The organism is Phycisphaera sp. (assembly GCA_025916675.1).
Lineage (GTDB): Bacteria > Planctomycetota > Phycisphaerae > Phycisphaerales > UBA1924 > JAHCJI01.
This window is the reverse complement of the sequence record CP098402.1, coordinates 2,300,930-2,320,867: the sequence shown is the minus strand read 5'-3', so window position 1 is coordinate 2,320,867 and position 19,938 is coordinate 2,300,930. Positions and strand designations below refer to the sequence as shown.

The 19,938-nt window shown below is 66.7% G+C and carries 16 protein-coding genes and 1 rRNA gene; 11 read left to right on the top strand and 6 right to left on the bottom strand.

All coding sequences use genetic code 11. From position 1 onward, the window contains the following. The first annotated feature begins 5 nt into the window (after nt 1-5). The 9 genes from rpmB (at nt 6) to NCW75_09910 (ending at nt 9,874) form a co-directional block, all read left to right on the top strand. Nucleotides 6-284: a 50S ribosomal protein L28 gene (gene rpmB, locus NCW75_09950; GenBank protein UYV11619.1), complete on the top strand. Its 279-nt coding sequence runs from the start codon at nt 6-8 to the stop codon at nt 282-284. A gap of 116 nt (nt 285-400) precedes the next feature. Beyond that, nucleotides 401-973: a hypothetical protein gene (locus tag NCW75_09945; protein UYV11618.1), complete on the top strand. Its 573-nt coding sequence runs from the start codon at nt 401-403 to the stop codon at nt 971-973. Then, nucleotides 970-2,136: a protein arginine kinase gene (locus NCW75_09940; protein ID UYV11617.1), complete on the top strand. Its 1,167-nt coding sequence runs from the start codon at nt 970-972 to the stop codon at nt 2,134-2,136. The genes NCW75_09945 and NCW75_09940 overlap by 4 nt, the downstream gene beginning before the upstream one ends. Next, on the top strand, nt 2,120-2,995 hold the full coding sequence (locus tag NCW75_09935; GenBank protein UYV11616.1) for a hypothetical protein: 876 nt from the start codon (nt 2,120-2,122) through the stop codon (nt 2,993-2,995). The genes NCW75_09940 and NCW75_09935 overlap by 17 nt, the downstream gene beginning before the upstream one ends. A gap of 444 nt (nt 2,996-3,439) precedes the next feature. Next, nucleotides 3,440-4,913: ribosomal RNA gene (locus tag NCW75_09930) — 16S ribosomal RNA — on the top strand. Nucleotides 4,914-5,207: 294 nt separating this feature from the next. After that, nucleotides 5,208-5,699: a ribosome silencing factor gene (rsfS, locus tag NCW75_09925; protein UYV11615.1), complete on the top strand. Its 492-nt coding sequence runs from the start codon at nt 5,208-5,210 to the stop codon at nt 5,697-5,699. Beyond that, nucleotides 5,696-6,868 (top strand): 3-dehydroquinate synthase, encoded by a 1,173-nt coding sequence (locus NCW75_09920; protein UYV11614.1) that lies wholly within the window; start codon nt 5,696-5,698, stop codon nt 6,866-6,868. Before rsfS ends, NCW75_09920 begins: the two co-directional genes overlap by 4 nt. A 187-nt stretch (nt 6,869-7,055) precedes the next feature. Continuing rightward, entirely contained in the window at nt 7,056-8,459 is a 1,404-nt protein-coding gene (locus NCW75_09915; GenBank protein UYV11613.1) for an AAA family ATPase, read from the top strand. A gap of 11 nt (nt 8,460-8,470) precedes the next feature. After that, nucleotides 8,471-9,874, top strand: a complete 1,404-nt coding sequence (locus NCW75_09910; GenBank protein UYV11612.1) for a hypothetical protein — start codon at nt 8,471-8,473, stop codon at nt 9,872-9,874. Between the two features lie 84 nt (nt 9,875-9,958). Here NCW75_09910 and clpX read toward each other — a convergent pair whose 3' ends face one another. From clpX to NCW75_09890, 4 genes are all read right to left on the bottom strand, one after another. Then, nucleotides 9,959-11,278 carry an ATP-dependent Clp protease ATP-binding subunit ClpX gene (gene clpX, locus NCW75_09905; protein ID UYV11611.1) on the bottom strand — a complete coding sequence of 440 codons (1,320 nt, stop codon included), beginning with the start codon at nt 11,276-11,278 and terminating at the stop codon, nt 9,959-9,961. Between the two features lie 108 nt (nt 11,279-11,386). After that, entirely contained in the window at nt 11,387-11,722 is a 336-nt protein-coding gene (locus tag NCW75_09900) for a hypothetical protein (protein ID UYV11610.1), read from the bottom strand. 11 nt (nt 11,723-11,733) lie between these two features. Further along, the gene (locus NCW75_09895; protein UYV11609.1) at nt 11,734-12,516 is read right to left on the bottom strand and encodes a hypothetical protein; all 783 of its coding nucleotides are present in this window, start codon (nt 12,514-12,516) and stop codon (nt 11,734-11,736) included. A gap of 80 nt (nt 12,517-12,596) precedes the next feature. Continuing rightward, nucleotides 12,597-12,869, bottom strand: coding sequence for an acylphosphatase (locus NCW75_09890; protein UYV11608.1), 273 nt, complete (start codon nt 12,867-12,869; stop codon nt 12,597-12,599). A 95-nt stretch (nt 12,870-12,964) separates the two neighbouring features. On the opposite strand from NCW75_09890, the gene dnaG reads away from it, so the two are divergent. Further along, nucleotides 12,965-14,782: a DNA primase gene (gene dnaG / locus NCW75_09885; GenBank protein UYV11607.1), complete on the top strand. Its 1,818-nt coding sequence runs from the start codon at nt 12,965-12,967 to the stop codon at nt 14,780-14,782. A 153-nt stretch (nt 14,783-14,935) separates the two neighbouring features. Beyond that, complete coding sequence (locus NCW75_09880; GenBank protein UYV11606.1) at nt 14,936-16,657, top strand: sigma-70 family RNA polymerase sigma factor; 1,722 nt, start codon at nt 14,936-14,938, stop codon at nt 16,655-16,657. Here the strand turns inward: NCW75_09880 and NCW75_09875 are convergent. Next, nucleotides 16,622-18,307, bottom strand: coding sequence for a glycosyltransferase (locus NCW75_09875; protein ID UYV11605.1), 1,686 nt, complete (start codon nt 18,305-18,307; stop codon nt 16,622-16,624). The two genes, NCW75_09880 and NCW75_09875, sit on opposite strands and share 36 nt — an antisense overlap. Beyond that, nucleotides 18,304-19,920 (bottom strand): glycosyltransferase family 2 protein, encoded by a 1,617-nt coding sequence (locus NCW75_09870; protein UYV11604.1) that lies wholly within the window; start codon nt 19,918-19,920, stop codon nt 18,304-18,306. The genes NCW75_09875 and NCW75_09870 overlap by 4 nt, the downstream gene beginning before the upstream one ends. Between the last annotated feature and the right edge of the window lie 18 nt (nt 19,921-19,938).

The following is a 19,938-nucleotide window of genomic DNA, read 5'->3' as shown; positions in this document are numbered from 1 at the left end:
CCCTGATGCCCTACAAATGCCATTTTACCGGACGTAAGACCCGCTTTGGCAAGTCCAAGGCCTACGGCGGTGCCAAGATCTCCAAGGGCGGTTTCGGCCTGAAGACCACCGGCATCACCCGCCGCACCTTCCGGCCCAACCTCCAGAAGGTCAACGCCATCATCGATGGCAAGCCCGTACGCGTGCTGGCCAGCACCAAGGCCATCAAGAGCGGCCTGGTGGTCAAGCCCCTGAAGCGCAAGTATGGCTATACCCGCCAGCAGAAGGAACAGGCCGGCGGTTGAGCCGGTTCCTGCCCGAGGGCCATCCCGGCCCGCGGCGCGATCTCCTGAACAGCGCCAGCACGTGCCCGTAGGATCCAACTGGGGCCGGCACCACCGCCCGGCCCGGGGTGTGCAGCGTGAAGTGCGACCTATGCGAAGCCGAAGCGACCGTCCATGAGACGCAGATCGTCAATGGGCAGGTCATGGTGCGCCGGCTGTGCGAGCGGCACGCGGGCGAGGTGGGCCTGACCGGGCACTCGAGCGTGAGCGTGCCGGGTTCGGGCGCGTCGGTGGTGCTGAGCGTCCAGCAGCAGGGGGCAACCCTCAAGTGCGAGACCTGCGGGCTGTCGTACGCGGCCTTCCGCCAGCACGGGCTGCTGGGCTGCCCGGTGTGCTACGAGACCTTCGAGGACAAGCTGGCCCCGCTCATCGAGCGGGCCCACCAGGGCGGTACCCACCACATCGGCAAGACGCCCCGGCGGATGCTGGCGGCGGCCAAGGACGGCGACACCGAGGCCATCGAGCGCGTGCTGGGCGGCGCCCGCGAGCGGGCCGAGCGTGTGGCGCTGCTGCGCAAGCAGCTCGAAGAGGCGCTGGCCATGGAGCAGTACGAGCGCGCGGCGGCGCTGCGCGATGAGCTTCGGCGGTTCGAGGCCGAGTCGTCGCAGGAAGAAAGCTCCAAAGAAGGCCCATCGGGCGAGAACGGATGAACACGGGCAACGCCGAGAACGCGGGCAACTGGCTGGCCGTCGCGGGGCGATCGGGCGATGTTGTCGTGTCGTCGCGTGTGCGCATGGCGCGCAACCTGGCGGGCTTCCGCTTCCCCAATCGCGCGCCCGCCAGCGAGCGCAGTGCGATCCTCACCAAGCTCAAGCCCATCGTGCTCGGCTCTCGGCTGAGCCCGCAGATGGAGTGGGTGGACCTGAGCTCGACCACCTCGGGCCACCGCACGTCGCTGGTCGAGGAACGACTCATCAGCCGCCAGCATGCGATGGGCAAGCCCGGCGAGCCCATGCACGCGCGTGCCGTCGCCATCGGCCTGCCCGAGCGCCGCCTGTCGATCATGATCAACGAGGAGGACCACCTGCGCCTCCAGGTCATCCGAGGCGGCTTCGACCTCTCGGGCGCGATGGACGAGATCGACTCGGCCGACGACGCCATCGAGCAGCGCATCGATTACGCGTACAGCCCGCGTTTCGGCTACCTCACCGCGTGCCCGACCAACGTGGGCACGGGCGTACGGCTGAGCGTCATGCTGCACCTGCCCGCCCTCAAGATCACGCGGGAGATCGAGAAGGTCAAGCGAGCCGCCGACGACCTGGGCCTGACCGTCCGCGGCTCATACGGCGAGGGCAGCGACGCGACGGGCGACTTCTACCAGATCAGCAACCAGACCACCATCGGCAAGAGCGAGGCCGTGCTGCTGCGCGAGATGGAGGCCGAGATCATCCCCTCGGTCATCGCCTACGAGCGCACCGCGCGCGAGCGGCTGATGAAGGGCGGCCGCCGCGGCATGGAAGACCAGGCCTGGCGGGCGGTGGGGGTGCTGCTGCACGCGCGGCTGCTGAGCACCGAAGAGGCCACGCAGTTGCTTAGCCGTCTGCGCCTGGGGATCGCGCTTGGCGTGGTGCCGAATCTCGACCTGCCGCTGGTGAACCAGTTGCTCGTCGCGGTGCAGCCCTCGCACATCCAGATGGCCATCGGCCAGGAACTGACGCAAGACCAACGCCGAGAGGCGCGCGCGTCGCTCCTGCGAGGCAAGCTCGGCGAGGCGTTCGCGCCCAAACGCAAGCCGCCGAGGCTGATTCGGCCCGACACGCCCGAGCCACCCGCTGGCCCCAGCAACCGCCCGCCAGATGGCGGAGACCGGTAGGCGTGTGGTGCGTGGGGGCGTAACCAATATCGTGCGAAGCGGCCTGCTCAACATCGAGCGGGCGATGCTCAGCGATCGTCCCGGCCCGCTCGAAGCATTGCGCGAGAGTGGGTTCGTTGCCAACGACAGGGACGACTACTGCCCGCGCTGCGGGCGTGGCGTCGGGCCGGGTGAGTTCGTCGATGGGCGATGTAGCTCGTGCCGCGAGTCGCGTGTGGCGTGGGGCGGCTGCGTGCGGCTCGGTTCGTACGACTTCGCGCTGCGCGAGGCGGTGCACGACTTCAAGTTCAACCGCTGGCACGCCGTGGGCGAGCACCTCGGCAGAGCCCTGGGCGCGGCCGTCGCCGAGCGGTTACGGCTCGTCGCGCGGCACGCCGGCGAGCCCGAGGCCCAGGTGCTTGGTCGGTCCATCGTGGTGCCGGTGCCGATGAGCTTCTGGCGCCGGGCCAGCCGGGGCATCGACCACGCGACGTGCCTGGGCAAGGCGGTCGCCGAGGGCTCGGGGCTGTCGTGCCGGAGGACGCTCGTCCGCCAGCACCGGCCGGCCCAGACCGGGCTCTCGGCCGCCGCCCGCCGGAAGAACCTCAAGCACGCGATGCAGCCCCGGGTGGGCCCCGAGGCCCTGGCGGGCGTGCGGGTTGTGGTGCTGGTCGACGACGTGATGACGACCGGTGCCACGCTGACCGAGGCGTGCCGGGCCGTTCGGGCTTTAGGAGGATCGAATAGCGAACTGGTGATCCTTGCGGCGTGCATCGCCGTGAGCGAGCCTGGCCGGCAAAAATCGGCCCTGGGGCCCGATGGGGAGGGGTTGCCGCTGGTGGTGTCGGGCGCAGATGCTGCCAAGGTCCAAAAAATGTGAAGGTTCTACGCTCGCCTAGCTTGACGCTGGCTGAGGGTGGTGTATCATCTCAACCGCTCTGGCGAAGGCCAGAACCGGGACGGACGACGGCTTGCGGATGCGGGCCCGACTCCAAGCTCTTTGAAATCTGAGCGGTCGAGATGCCCTCGAGAGTGTGTGGCCTTGCCAATGCGGATCATCACCCGCAAGCCCGTAACTGGGTCGGTAAGGCCGGTCAAAACCGGTGGCTGGGATTTCACAGATCCTAGTCGTTGGCACACTCTCGTGATGAATTTGAGTATGCCAACTTAGACCGTCGTCTTTGCCGACGACGGCTCGTGATCACTTGTGATCGCGAGAATGACCGGCCGCTGTGCCTCACGAGCTTTGCTTGTTTGGGGTGCAGCGGTTACAACGGATCATTCCGAGATTGGCGGCAACCGGGTGAAAGCTCGGTTGTCGCTTCAATTGAAGAGTTTGATCCTGGCTCAGATTGAACGCTGGCGGCATGGTTAAAGCATGCAAGTCTGGGAGAACCTTCGGGGGAAACCGGCGAAAGGGCGAGTAATGCGATCGAACGTACCCCAATGTGGGGGATAGCGTCGGGAAACTGGCGGTAATACCCCGTGTGCTCTACGGAGGAAGTTGGGAGCGGCGATCGTCCTATCAGGTTGTTGGCGGGGTAAAGGCCCACCAAGCCGAAGACGGGTAGCGGGTGTGAGAGCATGGCCCGCCGCATCGGAACTGAGACACTGTCCGGACTCCTACGGGAGGCTGCAGCGACGAATCTTCCGCAATGCGCGAAAGCGTGACGGAGCAATGCCGCGTGTAGGATGAAGGCGTTATGCGTCGTAAACTACTGTCAGACCCTAGAACCAACGATCAGGGTCAGAGGAAGGGCCGGCTAAACTCGTGCCAGCAGCCGCGGTAATACGAGTGGCCCAAGCGTTAATCGGAATCACTGGGCTTAAAGCGTGCGCAGGCGGACCTTCAGGCGTCCCGTGAAATACCCCGGCTCAACCGGGGAATGGCTGGGCGAACCGTTGGTCTTGAGGCAGGTAGGGGGGTACAGAACTGTCGGTGGAGCGGTGAAATGCGTAGATATCGACAGGAATGCCGAAGGCGAAGGCGGTACCCTGGGCCTGTCCTGACGCTCATGCACGAAAGCGTGGGGAGCAAACAGGATTAGATACCCTGGTAGTCCACGCCGTAAACGATGCACACTAGATCGGAGTGAGTCTGACCTCTTTCCGGTCGAAGCGAAAGCGTTAAGTGTGCCGCCTGGGGAGTACGGTCGCAAGGCTAAAACTCAAAGGAATTGACGGGGGCTCACACAAGCGGTGGAGCATGTTGCTTAATTCGAGGCAACGCGAAGAACCTTACCTGGGTTTGACATGCACGGATTAACTCTGTGAAAGCAGAGCCACGCCCGCAAGGGTGGAACGTGCACAGGTGCTGCATGGCTGTCGTCAGCTCGTGCTGTGAAGTGTCGGGTTAAGTCCCTTAACGAGCGCAACCCCTATCGTTAGTTACTAACGCGTTATGGCGAGGACTCTAACGAGACTGCCGGTGTCAAACCGGAGGAAGGTGGGGATGACGTCAAGTCCTCATGGCCCTTACGCCCAGGGATGCAAACGTGCTACAATGGCGCGTACAGAGCGATGCTAACCTGCGAAGGTATGCAAATCGCAAAAAGCGCGCCCCAGTTCGGATTGCAGGCTGCAACTCGCCTGCATGAAGCCGGAATCGCTAGTAATCGGAGATCAGCTACGCTCCGGTGAATACGTTCCTGAGCCTTGTACACACCGCCCGTCAAGTCATGGAAGCCGGGAGCGCCCGAAGTCGCCACGATTCAGTGGTGCCTACGGCGAGTTCGGTAACTGGGACTAAGTCGTAACAAGGTAGCCGTAGGAGAACCTGCGGCTGGATCACCTCCTTTCTAAGGGATTTCCTTAGACTCGCGGAGTGCCCTTTGACCAAGGTATTCCACGGAGTGCGAACTCCAGCGAGCGATCAAAATCGTCAGTACACTCTCGTTCGCACCGCTGCTCAGGCTTGCCTGGGCAACAACGCGACGAGCCAGCCGGTGACGGCTGGCGAGGATAATCTCGACCGCTTTGGACTTGAGACGGCCCGGAGCAATCCGGGCCGTTTTCTTTTGGCCCGTGTTATTTTTTTGTCCCGGTTCCAAGCCCCAATCGCGAGCGCGGGGTGCTTGGATACCCTCCCGCAGATGGATCCACACCAACCGATGCAGCCAAACGACGCCAACGCCCAGCCCATCAAGCTCGACACCCAGTCGGCCACCCGCCGCGGCAGCACCGACGATGCCCGCGTAATGGCCATCGACCTGGCCCGCGCGCTGACCGACGACAAGTGCGAGAACGTGCTGGTGCTCGATGTTTCGGGCGTGAGCCCGGTGACCGACTACATCGTCATCGCCTCGGGCACCAGCGACCGCCAGATGAACTCTGTGCTCGATAACGCGATGGAACTGGCCGAAGAGGCTGGTATGGCGGCGGTGAGGCACGCGAAGGACGAGCGGGCGACCTGGCTGCTGGCCGACTTTGTCGACGTGATGCTGCACATCTTCGAGCCCAACACGCGGGCCCACTACGACGTGGAGAGCCTCTACCCAGACGCAACGGAGGTGGCGTGGGCCCGGCCCGACCAGATCGACCGCAACCGCGCGGGGCTCAAGCCCGACGAGCGATTCCCGCAATGACTGGGGGCGGCCCGACCAGCGTGCGAGTCGCCCTAGCCGATGGGGGCTACGAGGCGCACGTGGGCCGGGGGTTGCTCGGGCAACTCGGTACGCTGTGCGGGCGTGCCGGGATCGAAACCAGTCGGGTCCATGTGTTCGAGGACGAAGGCGTGCCGCGTTCGTTGCGGGATGCGGCCGTGGCGTCGTTCGATCGCACGACGGTCACGCGCTCTACGTTCCGGCTCGATGAGCCCTCCAAGTCGATGGCCACGCTCGAGCGGATGCTGGTGGATCTTGCCGAAGCGGGGCTGGAGCGGACCGACCTCGTTGTTGCGCTCGGCGGGGGCATCCTGGGTGACGTCGCCGGCCTGGCGGCTGGCTTGCACCGCCGCGGGGTCCGGGTCGTCCAGTGCCCTACGACACTGCTGGCGATGGTCGATGCCTCGGTGGGCGGCAAGACAGCCGTGAACCTGCGGGCCAGCATCGGCGGCTCGACCATGCTCCTGAAGAATGGCGTGGGCGTGTTCCACCAGCCCTCACTGGTTGTGGCCGACGTGGACGCGCTCGCCTCGCTCGAACCGCGCGAGCTGCGGTGCGGCATGGCCGAGTGCATCAAGCACGCGGTGATCGCCGGCGAATCGGGCCAGGGCCTGCTCTCGCTCGGGAGGCTGACCGAGTCGATGCCCAGGCTGCTCGGCGGAGATACGGATCTGCTGGTGTCGCTGGTCGAGCAGGGCGTCGGGCTCAAGGCCGGCATCGTTGCCGGAGACGAGAGAGAGACCGCGACCGGCTCTACGCCCGGCCGCCGCGCGCTCAACCTGGGCCACACGTTCGCGCACGCCATCGAAGGCTGCGATGGCACCCGTGTAGAGATTGATGGAACCAGCCAGCACCCCAAGCACGGCGAGGCAGTAGGGATCGGCCTGATCGCGGCCGCCCGGCTGGCCGAGGTTGTTCGGGTCGGATCTGCGACAGTCCGTGAAGGGATCGAAGCTGCCGCCCTCGCGGCCGGGTTGCCCACGAAGCTGAATGGGGCGCCCGACGGGACAACACTCATCGCCGCCATGAGGCAGGACAAGAAGGCCAGTGGTGGCGGGATGCGTCTTGTTCTACCCACGAACATCGGGGTCGTCATGCGGGATGACCCAGGAGATGAGGCACTCGATCCGGCTTGGCAATGGGTGCTTTAGCCCAATTTCTTATGTCGCCTATCTCAATTTTTGCTGGTAGGTTGGCCAATCCGGGCGAACTGGAGCCATCTTTGGAGCCGTTCGTACGAACATCCCGATAACGCGGCCGGAAGGGTTGAGAGAGGGAGGTGTTCTGGCCGCGTTCAAGCCAGGATTTTGAACCGTTGCGTTCACCGGGTAGGCCTCCATGCGCACGATCGCCATCGTGAACCAAAAGGGTGGCTGTGGCAAGACGACCACGGCGATCAGCCTGTCCGGGGCCTTGGCCTCTCAGGGAACGCGGGTGCTGCTGGTGGATATGGATCCCCAGTCCCACTGCGCCGCGGGGCTGGCCATCCCCGAAGCGCACATCGAGAACGACGTCGGCGACGCCATGCTGGCCGACGATCCGCGCAACCTCGACCTCACGAAGCTGCTCTGGCGGATTGGCCGCAACCTCGACCTGGTCCCCAGCCGCATGAAGCTGGCGGGCCTCGAAGCCAGTCGGGGCGGCCTTGCTTCGCTGGAAGACAAGGACCAGCGGTTGGCCAAGCTGCTCGGCTCGATCGAGGGCTATGACCTGGCCGTCATCGATTGCTCGCCGTCCATCGGCCTGTTGACCTACAACGCGCTGTGCGCCGCCGATGAGGTGCTGATTCCCGTCGAGATGAGCTATTTTGCGCAGCAGGGGGCGAGCCGCCAAGTGGCCACGCTGCGGAGCCTGGGCCAGCGGCTGGGTCGCCAGGCGAAGCACTGGATCGTGCCGACGATCCATGAGCCCGATGCCGCATTGCCTTGTGAGTTGCTCGATCAGCTACGTTCGCGGTTTGGCTCGCAGGTGTGCCCGATGGTGATCCATAAGGACGAGAAGGTGAAAGAAGCGGCCACGTTCGGCCGCCCGGTGGGCGAGTACGCCCCTGAATCGCAAGCGGCCCGAGACTACACCGAGCTGGCGCAATGGCTGCTGGGCCAGTGTGCGACCGTCGCGGTCGAACTTGTCGATCGCACGGCGCCGCCACCACCGGCCCCGATCCCCGCAAGCGAAAACAGCACGCCAACCGAATCCTGGGACAGGATTGTGGAGCAGCCGAACAACCAGCAATCGGTCGCCCAAGTGGCCGAGCGCGCGCGGCGGGCGATGGAGTTGGAAGAACCCGTTGCAACAACTCCGCAATCGAGCCAGCAGCCGGCAGACAGCAGGTCGACGACTTCGACGCCCGCACCCAATGGCACGCTCGAATTGGAGCGTTTGCTATTGCCCATGCGAGGATCGGAGGCCTTCGGCACCCATCCCGTTTCGGATGGCGTGTGGCTGGTCCAGCCCATCGGCTTGGGTATCTGCGTTGCTGCCGCCGGAGAGTTCAACAACTGGTCGGCCCAGAGCCATCGCTTCACACGGTATGAGAACCTTGGTGTCCATGCCCTGAAGCTCGCGCTGCCGCCCGGCCGGCACGCGTATCGGCTGACGGTCGACGGATTCTGGACGGCCGACCCGTTCAACCCGATGGCCGAAACCAACCCATTTGGCGAGCCCAACAGCATCGCCGAAGTCCCCGGCGGACCAAGTGCTTCGCTGGGGACGGGCACCGGAGGCCCACAGCCTGCCGTGTAGAGTCAGGCACCATGCTCGGAGGATCCCCGGGCGGGACGCACGCGACGGAGCGCACCATCATGTCCAACCAGCCGCCATCAACACCGATCGCACCAACCAATGGTTCGCTGCGTCACTTGCACGCCGCCGATGAGAATGGGCGGTACGCACGCGCCGACACCCCCGAGGGTGTGTCCGATGAACTCGCCGCGCTGTTCCTTGGCGGGGGTGATGATGAGGCCGAGGCGCCGCGTGAGGCTCCGAGGACACTGACCGAACTCAAGCCAACAGGCGTTTCGCGTAAGCCGACGCTCTCGCTCTTGGTGCTGGGCAACCTGCCCGTGTTCGCAGGGGCGTGGGCCGGCCAATATGCACGCGACCGCCAGAGCGCGACGGGCCGCCCGCTCGGCTTGCTGACGCTGGGTGATGAGGCCGCGCGACTCGAGGTCTTCGGCGCACCAACCACCGATATGGGGCGGGGAACGGATCTTGCAAGGGCCTTGACCACGCTCGGACGCATCGGGGCCGACCTCATCGTGCGGTTGCCCGAAGCCGAGGCGGGATGGATCGGCGGCGAGTGTGATGCGGCCTCGATGACGATCCTGACCGGTGCCGATGATCCGGCGATCGTGGGGGCCTACCAGAGCTTCAAGTCTATCGCCCAAGACCTGCCCGCCGATGCGCAGGGGCCAGCCATGCGTGTAGCGATTGCCGGGTGTGATGAGCCCATCGCGGCGGATGCGGGCGCCAAGCTTGCCGACGCGACCGAGCGGTTCCTTGGCTTCAGCGTCGATCGCGAGACGCCGGTGCGGCGTATCGACGCCGGTGCGTCGGTGGAGTTCTTCCACGGGCAGCCGCCGGCGTGGGCGGACGTGCCCGACCTGCTCGCGCAGTTCGTGAGGCAGCCCCGGTCGGTCGATCCGATCGAGGTGCGTCCCGATGCGGGCGAGGGATTCGAGCCCCGCCGAGTCGTTGCGCCGGTTGGCTTCGAGGCCGAGGGTGCCGACATGCACGCCCCCAAGCCGGCGGACGGGAAGGCGATAGCCCCCGAGTCTCAACCCAAGATCGAGCCACAACCCAAGATCGGGCCGCAAGCCAGCCCTCTGCCCGAGGGCCTCGAACCGGTGGACGTGGCCTGCCCTTACGCACGGGGTGTCGGCATGGCGGTCGACGATGCGGGCGTGCTGCACGCCGTGGCATGGGCGGCTGACAGCGACTCGGCTTCGACGGCGGTGCGCGATCTGGTGGTCGCGTCGAGCTGGCTGCGCGATCACTCCGAATTGGTGGCCGTGGTCATGGGGCGGCCGCTCTCAGCATTGCCCAGCGTGCGGCACCTGGTGCTCCGCGAGGGGCGCGGTGCGCTCGGCCTGGCGATGGGGGATCTGCGCGTGCACGTGACGGCCCCGGGCGCGAGCGGGCTCGTCGCGCTGAACTGAGTTCGGAGGGCGTGCTCCCTGGTGCTACGAGATAGCCCGGGCTAGCGCCCGGGCCTCGTGTTCGATCGGGTTTGTTGGTCGGGCCTAGGCGGTCTTCTTCGACTCGACACGCAGGTCATCCAGGTTCATCTTGCCCTTCAGGTCTTCGGCGTCGATGAGGTACTTGTCGCCCTTGTGGTCACGCTCGGGCAGCTCGTAGAGCAGCTCGAGCATGAGGTCTTCCATCACACCGCGTAGGGCGCGGGCGCCGGTGTCACGCTTGAGGGCGCGAGTGGCGATCTCCTTGAGCGCCGACTTGGTGAACTGGAGCTTGGCGCCCTCCAGATCGAAGAAGTGCTGGTACTGACGCACCAGGGCGTTCTTCGGCTGGGTGAGCACGGTCATCATGACTTCCAGCGTTAGCGGCATGAGCGGGCTGATGACCGGCAGGCGGCCGACCAACTCTGGGATCATGCCGTACTCGATCACGTCCTCGGTGGTGGCCTGGGCCAGCAGCGCGCCGCTGCGCTCGCCGACCTGCGAGGCGTCCTCACCCGAGCTGAAGCCGATGCGGCTGCGGCCGATGCGCCGGCGGATGATGTCTTCGAGGCCCTGGAACGAGCCGCCGCAGATGAACAGGATGTTGGACGTGTCGACCTGGATGTACTGCTGCTCGGGGTGCTTGCGGCCGCCCTGGGGTGGGACGTTGGCCACGGTGCCCTCGAGCATCTTGAGCAGGCTCTGCTGCACGCCCTCGCCCGACACGTCGCGCGTGATCGAGACGTTCTGGCTGGTCTTGCCGATCTTATCGATCTCGTCGATGTAGATGATGCCGCGCTGGGCCGCGTCGAGGTCGAAGTCGGCGGCTTGCAGCAGCTTGAGCAGCAGGTTCTCGACGTCCTCGCCGACGTACCCCGCCTCGGTGAGCGTGGTGGCGTCGCCGATCGCGAAGGGCACCTTGAGCATGCGCGCCAGCGTGCGCGCCAGCAGCGTCTTGCCGCTGCCGGTCGGGCCGATGAGCATGATGTTGCTCTTGTCGAGCTCGACCGAGTTGTCGTTGCTCTCGAGGTGCAGCAGCCGCTTGTAGTGCGTGTGCACGGCCACGGCCAGCGTCTTCTTGGCCTGATCCTGGCCGATGACGTACTGGTCGAGGAACTCGGAGATGTTGCGCGGGGTGGGTACCTCGCCCAGCGCGCTGCCGACCGCCGAGACCTTGCGGCGCTCCTGGCGGAAGATGTTCAGGCACAGGTCGGTGCAGGGGTTGCAGATGTAGACCTGTCCCGGGCCCTCGACCATGGGGCCAACCTCTCGGCTCGACTTGCCGCAGAACGAGCACGTGGTGACGCGCCGGCCCTGGAAGCCGTCGCCGCCGGTGGGCTTCGTCTTGGATTGGTCGTTACCGCCGTCTCGGGTGTTCTTTGCCATGCTCTTCCCACTGCCTCACCACCGGGCCCCTCGCCCGAGCGTTCAGGACTGTATCGACGCGTTTCCCGCTTGTCTGGATGCAAAAGGGCCAGATCCAGCGTGTTTTTACTACCGTTCAGAGGTCGAACCGGCTTCGCCGCGTGGGCGATTCCCGCCGGTTGCCCTGGCGCCCGCCTTGGGCGCGTTTTGGGACCCTCGGACCTTGGCGATCATCGCTTCTCGGACCTGCTCGTATTCTTCTTTGGACATCTCTCCGCGATCCACCATCGCCCGCATGTCCTCCATCGTCGTAAAGGCACCCGGGTCTTCTCTCCTTTGGTTCTCCATCCATCGCCGGATCATCAGGAGGATGATCGTCCCGATAACAACCGCGACAATGAGCACGCCCACCCAGATGAGCATCTGGCCCATATCGCCGCCGCCCCGGCCGGCTTGCGCAAGCATAACCCCAGGCACTACCCCCACGTGCTGGTCCCTCCAGATGAGATGAACGAGCGGATGGGCTGGACGAGCCTCGGCATGACCGAGTTCTCGATGATCCGCTCACCGCAACTGCCCAGGTCCGCGAACTCGAGCTTGGGCGTGGTGACGTCGTCCATCGGACCGTGGCGGCGGACGGTCAGATAGACGCTGATGGGCTCGCCCTCGGTGGGGCGATCGGCCACGGTCGTGGGCCGGGTCTTGATCTCGAAGTAGGCCTCGCACCGTCGGGGGATGCCGTCGCCCCGCAGCGCGACGCCAAGTATCGGCTGGGCATCGATGGGTGCGGCCCCCATGTCGTCGACCAGGCCCGCGAGTGGAGAGCCCCGAAGCAGCGATTCGAACACGATGCGGTCGTGGTCGCCGCTGGCCTCGATATCGAAGCCGAAGAGGGTTTCGTAATAGTCGATGTCCAGCGGCGAGATGCCCAGGTAGTACGGCGCGAGTTCGAGGACGGCCCCGTGGAGCGCGTAGGCCTGCTCGAACGATTCGGGATTCACCGCGCCGGCGCGCACGCAATTGCCCCGGACGGCCACCCAGTGCTGGGGATTGATGCCCGGGGCCGATTCGAGGGCGAGCTCGCCCTGGACCTGGCGGAAGGTCTGCAGGCCGGGGAACTCCTTGCGGAGGCGGTCGAAGAACTCGACGGTGACCTGGCGCGAGGTGTCGAGCTCGTTGTGGAAGGCGAGCTTGAGGTTGACGTACATGTCCGAGCAGAGGGCCTTGTAGCTCTCGATGGATTGGCTGTCGATGGGCATGTGGGTCATTCCTTTGAGCCGACGTGCGGACCGGGTTGTCGGCACCAGAACCGGTGCCTCGCTCGGGGAGGGAGCGAAAATCAGCGGGCGATCTGGAAGGCCGCCTCGTGCTCTTGCACGGGCAGTTCTTCGCGGTTGGCCCGGTCGATGCAACCATGCATCGCCCGGGTCAGTTCGCCGAGGAAGGCCTCGACATCGCCTGGCTGGCCCTGGGCCTCGAGCCAGACGGTGCCGTCGGGCTCGTTGCGGACCAAGCCCGTGATGGGCATGAGCTGGGCAAGGGACCGGGCGGTGGCCCGGAAGCCCACGCCTTGTACCCTGCCGAGATAGCGCACCGCGGTTCGGATCGCCATGATCGCAGAGCGTATCCACGAATCGGTCGCGGCGTGGGTGTTGGGGCGCGATCAATGGCGTACCGTGGATCTTGGGCGTTGCGCAACGGGGTGCCATGAGCGATCGAGGGGACATCGAGCGGGTTCTGGCGGCCACCGACATCGTGCGGGTGGTGCGCGAGCGTGTGGATCTGCGGGAAAAAGGCCGAGAATGGGTGGGGTTGTGCCCGTTCCACGACGACCGATCGCCCTCGATGTTCGTTTCGCCGGCCAAGCAGATTTTTAAGTGCTTCGCGTGCGGGGCGGGCGGCGACGCGCTGTCGTTTGTGCAGAAGTACGACGGGGTGGAGTTCCCCCAGGCGCTCGAGCACCTGGCCGAGGGGGCCGGCATCGAACTGACCCCCCGCGGCCGGCAAGCGCCCAGCGGGCCGGGCCGGAGCGAGCGGGCGGCGGCGATCGACGCTAACGCCTTCGCGCAGGAGCACTTCCGGAAGTCGCTGGTAGACCCCAACGCGGGCAAGGCCGCCCGAGCGATGATCGAGGCCCGGGGCATCTCGCCCGAGATGGTCGAGGCGTTCGGGGTCGGGGCGGCCCCCGAGGGCTGGGACGGGCTGGTGCAGGCCGTGCTGCGGGCCAAGCGGCCGGTGGAAGCCTTCGCGGCGGCCCAACTGGTGAAAGCCCGCGAGCAGGGCGGCGGGCACTACGACGTGTTTCGCAACCGGCTGATGTTCCCGATCCATGACCAGGGCGGGCGGGTGATCGCCTTCGGCGGGCGGCGGCTGAGCGAGGATGACCCGGCCAAGTACCTCAATAGCCCCGAGAGCCCGGTGTTCAAGAAGTCGGGCGTGCTGTATGGGCTCTGGAAGGCCAACGCCGGGATCCGCCAGGCGGGCTACTGCATCGTGACCGAGGGCTACACCGACACGATCGCGTGCCACCAGGCGGGGTTCACCAACACGGTGGCCACGCTCGGCACGGCCTTCACGGCCGAGCACGCGGCATTGCTGCGGCGGCTGTGCAGCCGCGTGGTGCTGCTCTTTGATGGTGACGAGGCCGGTCTGACGGCGGCCGACCGGGCGGTGGGGGTGCTGTTCGCCGAGCCGCTGGACGTGCAGATCGCCATCCTCGGGCGCGAGGGCGGGGCCAAGGACCCCGACGAGTTGCTCAAGCAAGAGGGGGGCAAGGAACGGTTCGAGGCCATGCTGCGCTCGGCGGGTGACCTGCTGGCGTTCCGTTTCGATCGGCTGAAGGGCCGGCTGGAGGGTCGGGGGCGTTCGGCGCTGTTGAGCGGCGTGGAGGAGGAGGTCCGATGGCTGGGTGAGCACGGATTGCGGAGCATCGAGCCGGCGCGGCGGGATCGGATTCTGGCGCAGCTCGGCAACCTGAGCGGGCTTGATCAGTATCGCCTGCGTGAACTGGCCCTGAGCGCGCCCTGGCGGGCGCGCGGGGGCGATGCACCCATGCCGGCCTCTGGGGAGGGGCGGCCGTCCACGGAGTTCTCGGTGGGCGACAAGCTGGTGGGCGTGGTGCTGCTCGAGCCGGCGGCGTGGGGATTGCTCAGTGAGGACGACGCCACGATGCTTCGCGACACGGTGGCCGGTGGCCCCAGCGAGCCGGTGGCGGCGGCGGTGGATCGCTTGGCGGCCGAGGGCGAGCCGCTCACGATGGCGGCGCTGCGGGGTGAGTTGGACGAGGAATCGCTGCAGTGGGCCAGCACGCTGGTGGCGTGGGCCGAGCGGCAGGCTGGTGGCGGGCGCGGCATCGAGGCGTCGGCGGTGGACGAATCGGTCCGGGAGGCCGTTGCCGGGTTGCTTCGGCAGATGCTGGGGCGGCAGTCGAGCCAGGACGTGGACCCGTTCGAGCGGATCCGGGCCCGCAAGGAGCAGCTGGCGCGGTTCCAGCACGACCCCGGGCGTATCGCCAGGCCGTCGTAAAAGGTTTTCGGGCCTAGGTTTGGGGGTTCCGGTGGGTCTTTCTGCGGGGGCGCGGGTAAAGTCTCTGTTGGACGCTTCATGCGTTTGGCGGGATGTGTGTTCGATTTCCCGAAAGAGTGCAGGAGGGATGGGCTTCACGGGCCCGAGCGTGCGATGACCGGATTTCCTCCTTCGGTAGCTGGGATGCTGGAGTCGGCCGCTGGCCGTCGATGGCTGAGCTATGAAGAAATCAACGCGGCGGCCCCCGATGAGTGGGTGGGGCCGCGGTCGCTGCACACCTTCCTCGCTCGGGTGGACGAGCTGGGAATCGAACTGGTCGACGAGCCGACGTACCGGGCACGCATGCGCCACCAGCCCGGCGGTGCCCCGACGGTGGCAGATGTCCCCGAAGCCAAGAAGGATCTCGTTCCAGAACTCGAGGAGACCGCGCACGACGTGCCCTCGGATGATCGCCCGGTGGAGGACCCGGTGCGGAGCTATCTGGCGCAGATGGGCTCCATCCCGCTGCTGACGCGCGAGGACGAGACCCGGCTGGCCAAGAAGATCGAGACCACGCGCATCGTGTTCCGGCGGCGGTGCCTGCAGTGCGATTACGTGGCCACGCAAGCCGTGGAACTGCTGCGGCAGGTGCAGGCCCGCAAGCTGCCGTTCGATCGCACGCTGCGGGTGTCGACGATCACGCCCGAAGCGAAAGAAATGCTTGGCCGCCGGTTGCCGACGAGCCTGCCGACGATCGAGGCGATGCTCGAACGCAACCGGGCCGAGTGGGCGCGGGCCGAGCGGGCGTGCGCGACGGGGCGTGGGGCTGACGGCCGGCTGACGGTACGAGCCGTGCAGGAGCTGGCGGCGATCGAGCGATCGCTGCGTGCGCGGCGGCGGCGGATATCGGCTTTGATCGAAGAGTTGGAGCTGCGCACGAGCAAACTGGTGCCGATCTTGCGGAAGCTGCGGGCGATCTCGGGCAAGATGCGCGAGATCGAGGGGCTGCTGGCCAAGGACGAGGGCGCCGAATCCAACGGGGTCTCGGCGGACGACGACGACCGGCTGGTGATGCGCGATGAGCTCGAGGGGCTGCGGTCGCTCGTGCTCGACACGCCCGACGCGCTGGCGCGGCGGGTGGCCGAGCTAAACTGCGTGTTCTGGGAGTACGAGCAGGCCAAGCGGGATTTGTCGGGCGCGAACCTGCGATTGGTGGTTTCGATCGCCAAGAAGTATCGCAACCGCGGGCTGAGCTTCCTGGACGTGATCCAGGAGGGCAACACCGGACTGCTGCGCGCGGTGGACAAGTACGAGTACAAGCGCGGGTACAAGTTCAGCACGTACGCGACGTGGTGGATCCGCCAGGCCATCACCCGGGCGCTTGCGGACCACGCGCGGACGATCCGCCTGCCGGTCCACATGATCGACACGATGGGCAAGATCCGCACGATCCAGCGTCAATACATGCAGGAGCACGGGCAGGAGCCGACCGATGAGCAGATTGCCGAGGTCGCCGGATGCACGTCGGCCGACGTGCGCAAGGTCATGAACCTGACGCGCAGCCCGGCGTCGCTCGATAAGCCGGTGGGGTCCGATGACGGCTCGATGATGGACGTGCTCGAGGACAGCCGCAACGGCGCGCCTGCCGACGGCATGGCCCAGGACATGTTGCGCGAGAAGCTCGAGCAGGTACTGCGGACGCTGAGCTATCGTGAGCGCGAGATCATCAAGCTGCGCTACGGCATCGGTGATGGGTATACCTACACGCTCGAAGAGGTCGGCCGGATCTTCAAGGTCACGCGCGAGCGCGTGCGGCAGGTCGAGAGCAAGGCCTTACGCAAGCTGCAGCACCCGCTGCGATCACGCCGGCTCGAGGGCTTTGTCGACCGGGCGTGAGGCCTTGGCTTCGATGATGGACTCGTAGATCGACTGCACCTCGGCCAGGTGGGCGGGGTAGCTGGTCAGGTGTGGCGTGATGTCGTGGATAGTTTTGGCGCTGGGCAGGGCCACGTTGCCGCACACGAGGTCGGTGATGCGGTCGGCCAGGGCCCGGGCGTCTCCCGAGGGGAAGAGCAGGCCGTTGGTGGCGCCGTCGCGGTCGACGATCCACTCGGGCGGGCCGCCCAGGCGGCTGGTGATGACGAGTTTGCCGGCGTGCAGGTGCTCGAGCAGCACGAGCGGCGAGTTTTCCATCCAGATGTGGGGGAGCAGGCCAACGTCGTACTCGGGGACGGACGCGGCGCGCTGCATGAGGTCGTATGCCCCGGCGAACTGGATCTGGGGGTAGCCGCTCAGGAGCTTTCGGAAGGCCCAGTCTCCGCCGGAGGCGCGCACATGGAAGAGGCAGCGTTGGCGGGTGTCGGCGGGCAAGAGGGCGATGGCGTCGGCCAGCACACGCAGGCCCTTGTTGGGGCGCACGGTGCCGAAGAAGGCGAGGCGGAGCGGTCGTTCGTCGGCGGGTGTCCAGGGCGCGCGGTCGTAGCCGGGCTGGGCGATGGCGGCGCGGTGCATGCGATCGAAGTGGGGCTGACCCAGACGGACGGTGCGTCGCTTGGCGGGGTCGAGGCCCATGGATTCGTGGACACGGCCCAGGAAGTCGCTGGGTGGCGTGACGACGCTGGCGGCGTTGAGGGCGGCGACGCCGTCTGCTCGGCGGCGGCCGTAGTCGTTGAGGACCTTGAGGTGGATGTCGGTGTTGGCGAGCATGCGCTCGTTGGTGTCGTCGGGCAGGATGGGCGCGGGTTTGGGCAGCTCGCGCGGCTCGGCGCGCACGCCGTAGGTGCTGGCGGGGCCTTCGGCGGTGGCGGCCGACTCGATGGCGCCGTTGTCGTAGCCCAGGTAGCGCAGCTCGTCGGTGGGTGTGTTTTCTTTGGAGCGTCCGCTGGCGATGGATTTGGCCGAGGCGCGCGCGTGGCCCGTGATGGCGTGGCCGACGAGGCGCTGGGCGGTCTGGCCGAGGCGTCGCTTGAGGCGGCGGTTTGCTGGGCTGGGCGCATCGAGGCATGTGGCGCAGCGGTTGCCGCCGTCGTAGTCGAGGCAGACCTCGTGCTCGCTGTAGAGCAGGTCGACTTGCGGGCACACGTACGAGTAGTTGTGCGTGGTGGCAACGACGGGGATGCCGCCGGCTTCGATCGCGGGGATGAGATCGAGGCTCAGGCCCTCGGTCGAGTGGGCGTGGACGACTTCGGCGTCGATGTCTCGCAGCCAGCGCAGGACGAGCTTGGTCGTGCTCGGGCTGGATCGTTCGGAATCAACGTTGCGCAGGTTGATGGCCGAGGGCGCGAGGTTGGGGCTGTTGAGCAGCTCGAAGTTTCGCACGCCGCGCCAGGGCTTGATCTCGCGCACGAAGGGGCCGGGGCGTAGGGAGTATCGCAGGCCCGAGCCCAGGTAATGCACGCGATGGCCGGCCTGGGCGAGGCCGATGGCCAGCTCGGACGCGTTGAGGTTGTAGCCCGAGCCCTCCTCGGCCTGCTTGCTGAGCGCGGCCCAGCCCAGCAGGGCGATCGTGCGTGGGCGGTCGGCTTGGGGCGGCGTGGTGGTGCTCATCCGAAGGGGGCCGGGGGCTGCTGGGGCTTGTTGCGCAGGACGTACCAGATGGCGCGCATCGTCGTTGCGCTCCAGCGGCAGAAGAACGCAAGGCGGCACCCGAGGCTGTCGTGCTCGACCTGACACCGATTGGGATCGCGGTGATCGATATGAAGCGTGGTGGGGCAGCGCAGAAGCGGGAAGTCGTTGGTGTTGTTGAGCACGACGCAGGCGTCGGGTGCGTTTGTCAGCAAGGGGAGCTGGCGGCGCAGGCGCGAGCGGGTGGAGGGGGCATAGGTGATGTCGCCGGTGCCCGCATCGTTTCGCGTGATGAAGCGTGGCCTGGGGCAGGTGTTGCCGAGGGCGCTGCGCAGTGTGGTGGTGATGTCACGCGCGAGGGTGGCCTGGTCCGCGGTCATGCAGAGGAACGCGAGGCTCGCGTCGGCGCGGTTGAGATTCAGGCGTTCGAGCGCGGCGGTGATGGGCTCGTGCGGCGGCTCGGCTTGTGTGAGCCTGCCGGCGGTGTTGGTTGCGGCGTCGCTGGCGGTCTTGCGGAGGATCTCGGCGTGGTACAGGCGGCGGCGCAGGCCGGCGGCCAGGCTGGATCGCAGGACCGATCGCATCCATCGGGCGGTGCTGGTGCGCCGCGCGCTGCCAGAGAGGCCCTTGCGCATGGTCCAGATGGCGTTGCGCTCGGCGTAGTAGAGGCGCGTGGGCGTGAGCTTTTGGAACCACGGCGTGTGGTAGACCACGGCGTCGAGGTCGCACACAACCTTGGAGCCCGAGCGGCCAACACGCAGGCACCAGTCGGCGTCGTCGCAGTAGATGAAGTAGCGGCGGTCCCAGTAGCCGACTTGTTGCACGACGCTCCAGCGGGCGAGCATGCTGCACGCCGAGACAACGTCGACCTCGCGCACGCCCGCGAACTCGAGGTCGCCGCGGGTGTCGCCGACGGCATCGACCCATTGCGCATGCGTGTCGCGCAGGCGGTGGCCGGTGTGTGGGGTCTCGGCCATGCGGCCCTGGCGCGGGTCGTAATAGATGGTGGTTTCGTACGTGGTCTGGCGGTCGGCGATGTCGACGGCGCGCGAACCGACGAGCCCGGCTGCGGGATCATCGGCCGTGGTTTGCAGGAGCGAGGCGAGCGCGGTGGGATCGGCGACGGCGTCGTCGTCGAGCAGCCAGAGGAAGTCGATGGGGGTGTCGGTCGTCAGGATGTGTTCGACGGTCAGGAAGCCGGTGTTGAAGCCGCCGGTGCCGCCGAGGTTGGCGGTGTTGCGGACGAGGGTGACGCTGGCGAGGCCCGCGGTGTTGGCGTGGCCAGTATTGGTTGCGTCGAAGGCCGGCTTGTCGGCATGGGTGGTGTTGTTTCGTACGAGGCGCTCGGGCTTGAGCCAGCCGGTCAGGGCTTCGGTCGTGCCATCGGTCGAAGCGTTGTCGACGACAACGAGGTGGATGGCACCTTGGTCAACGTGCTTCTGTGCGAGTACGGATTCGATCGACCGGCGGACTTCAGACACGCGGTTCCACGTCACCATGACCACGGCCACGCTGGGCGTGGCGGTCGCGGGGGGCGCGGTGGAAGCCGCGTGGCGCTGGTTGGCCTGTGAGGATGCGTGGGCGTGTTGGGTCAACGTATGGTGTGGGGCGGG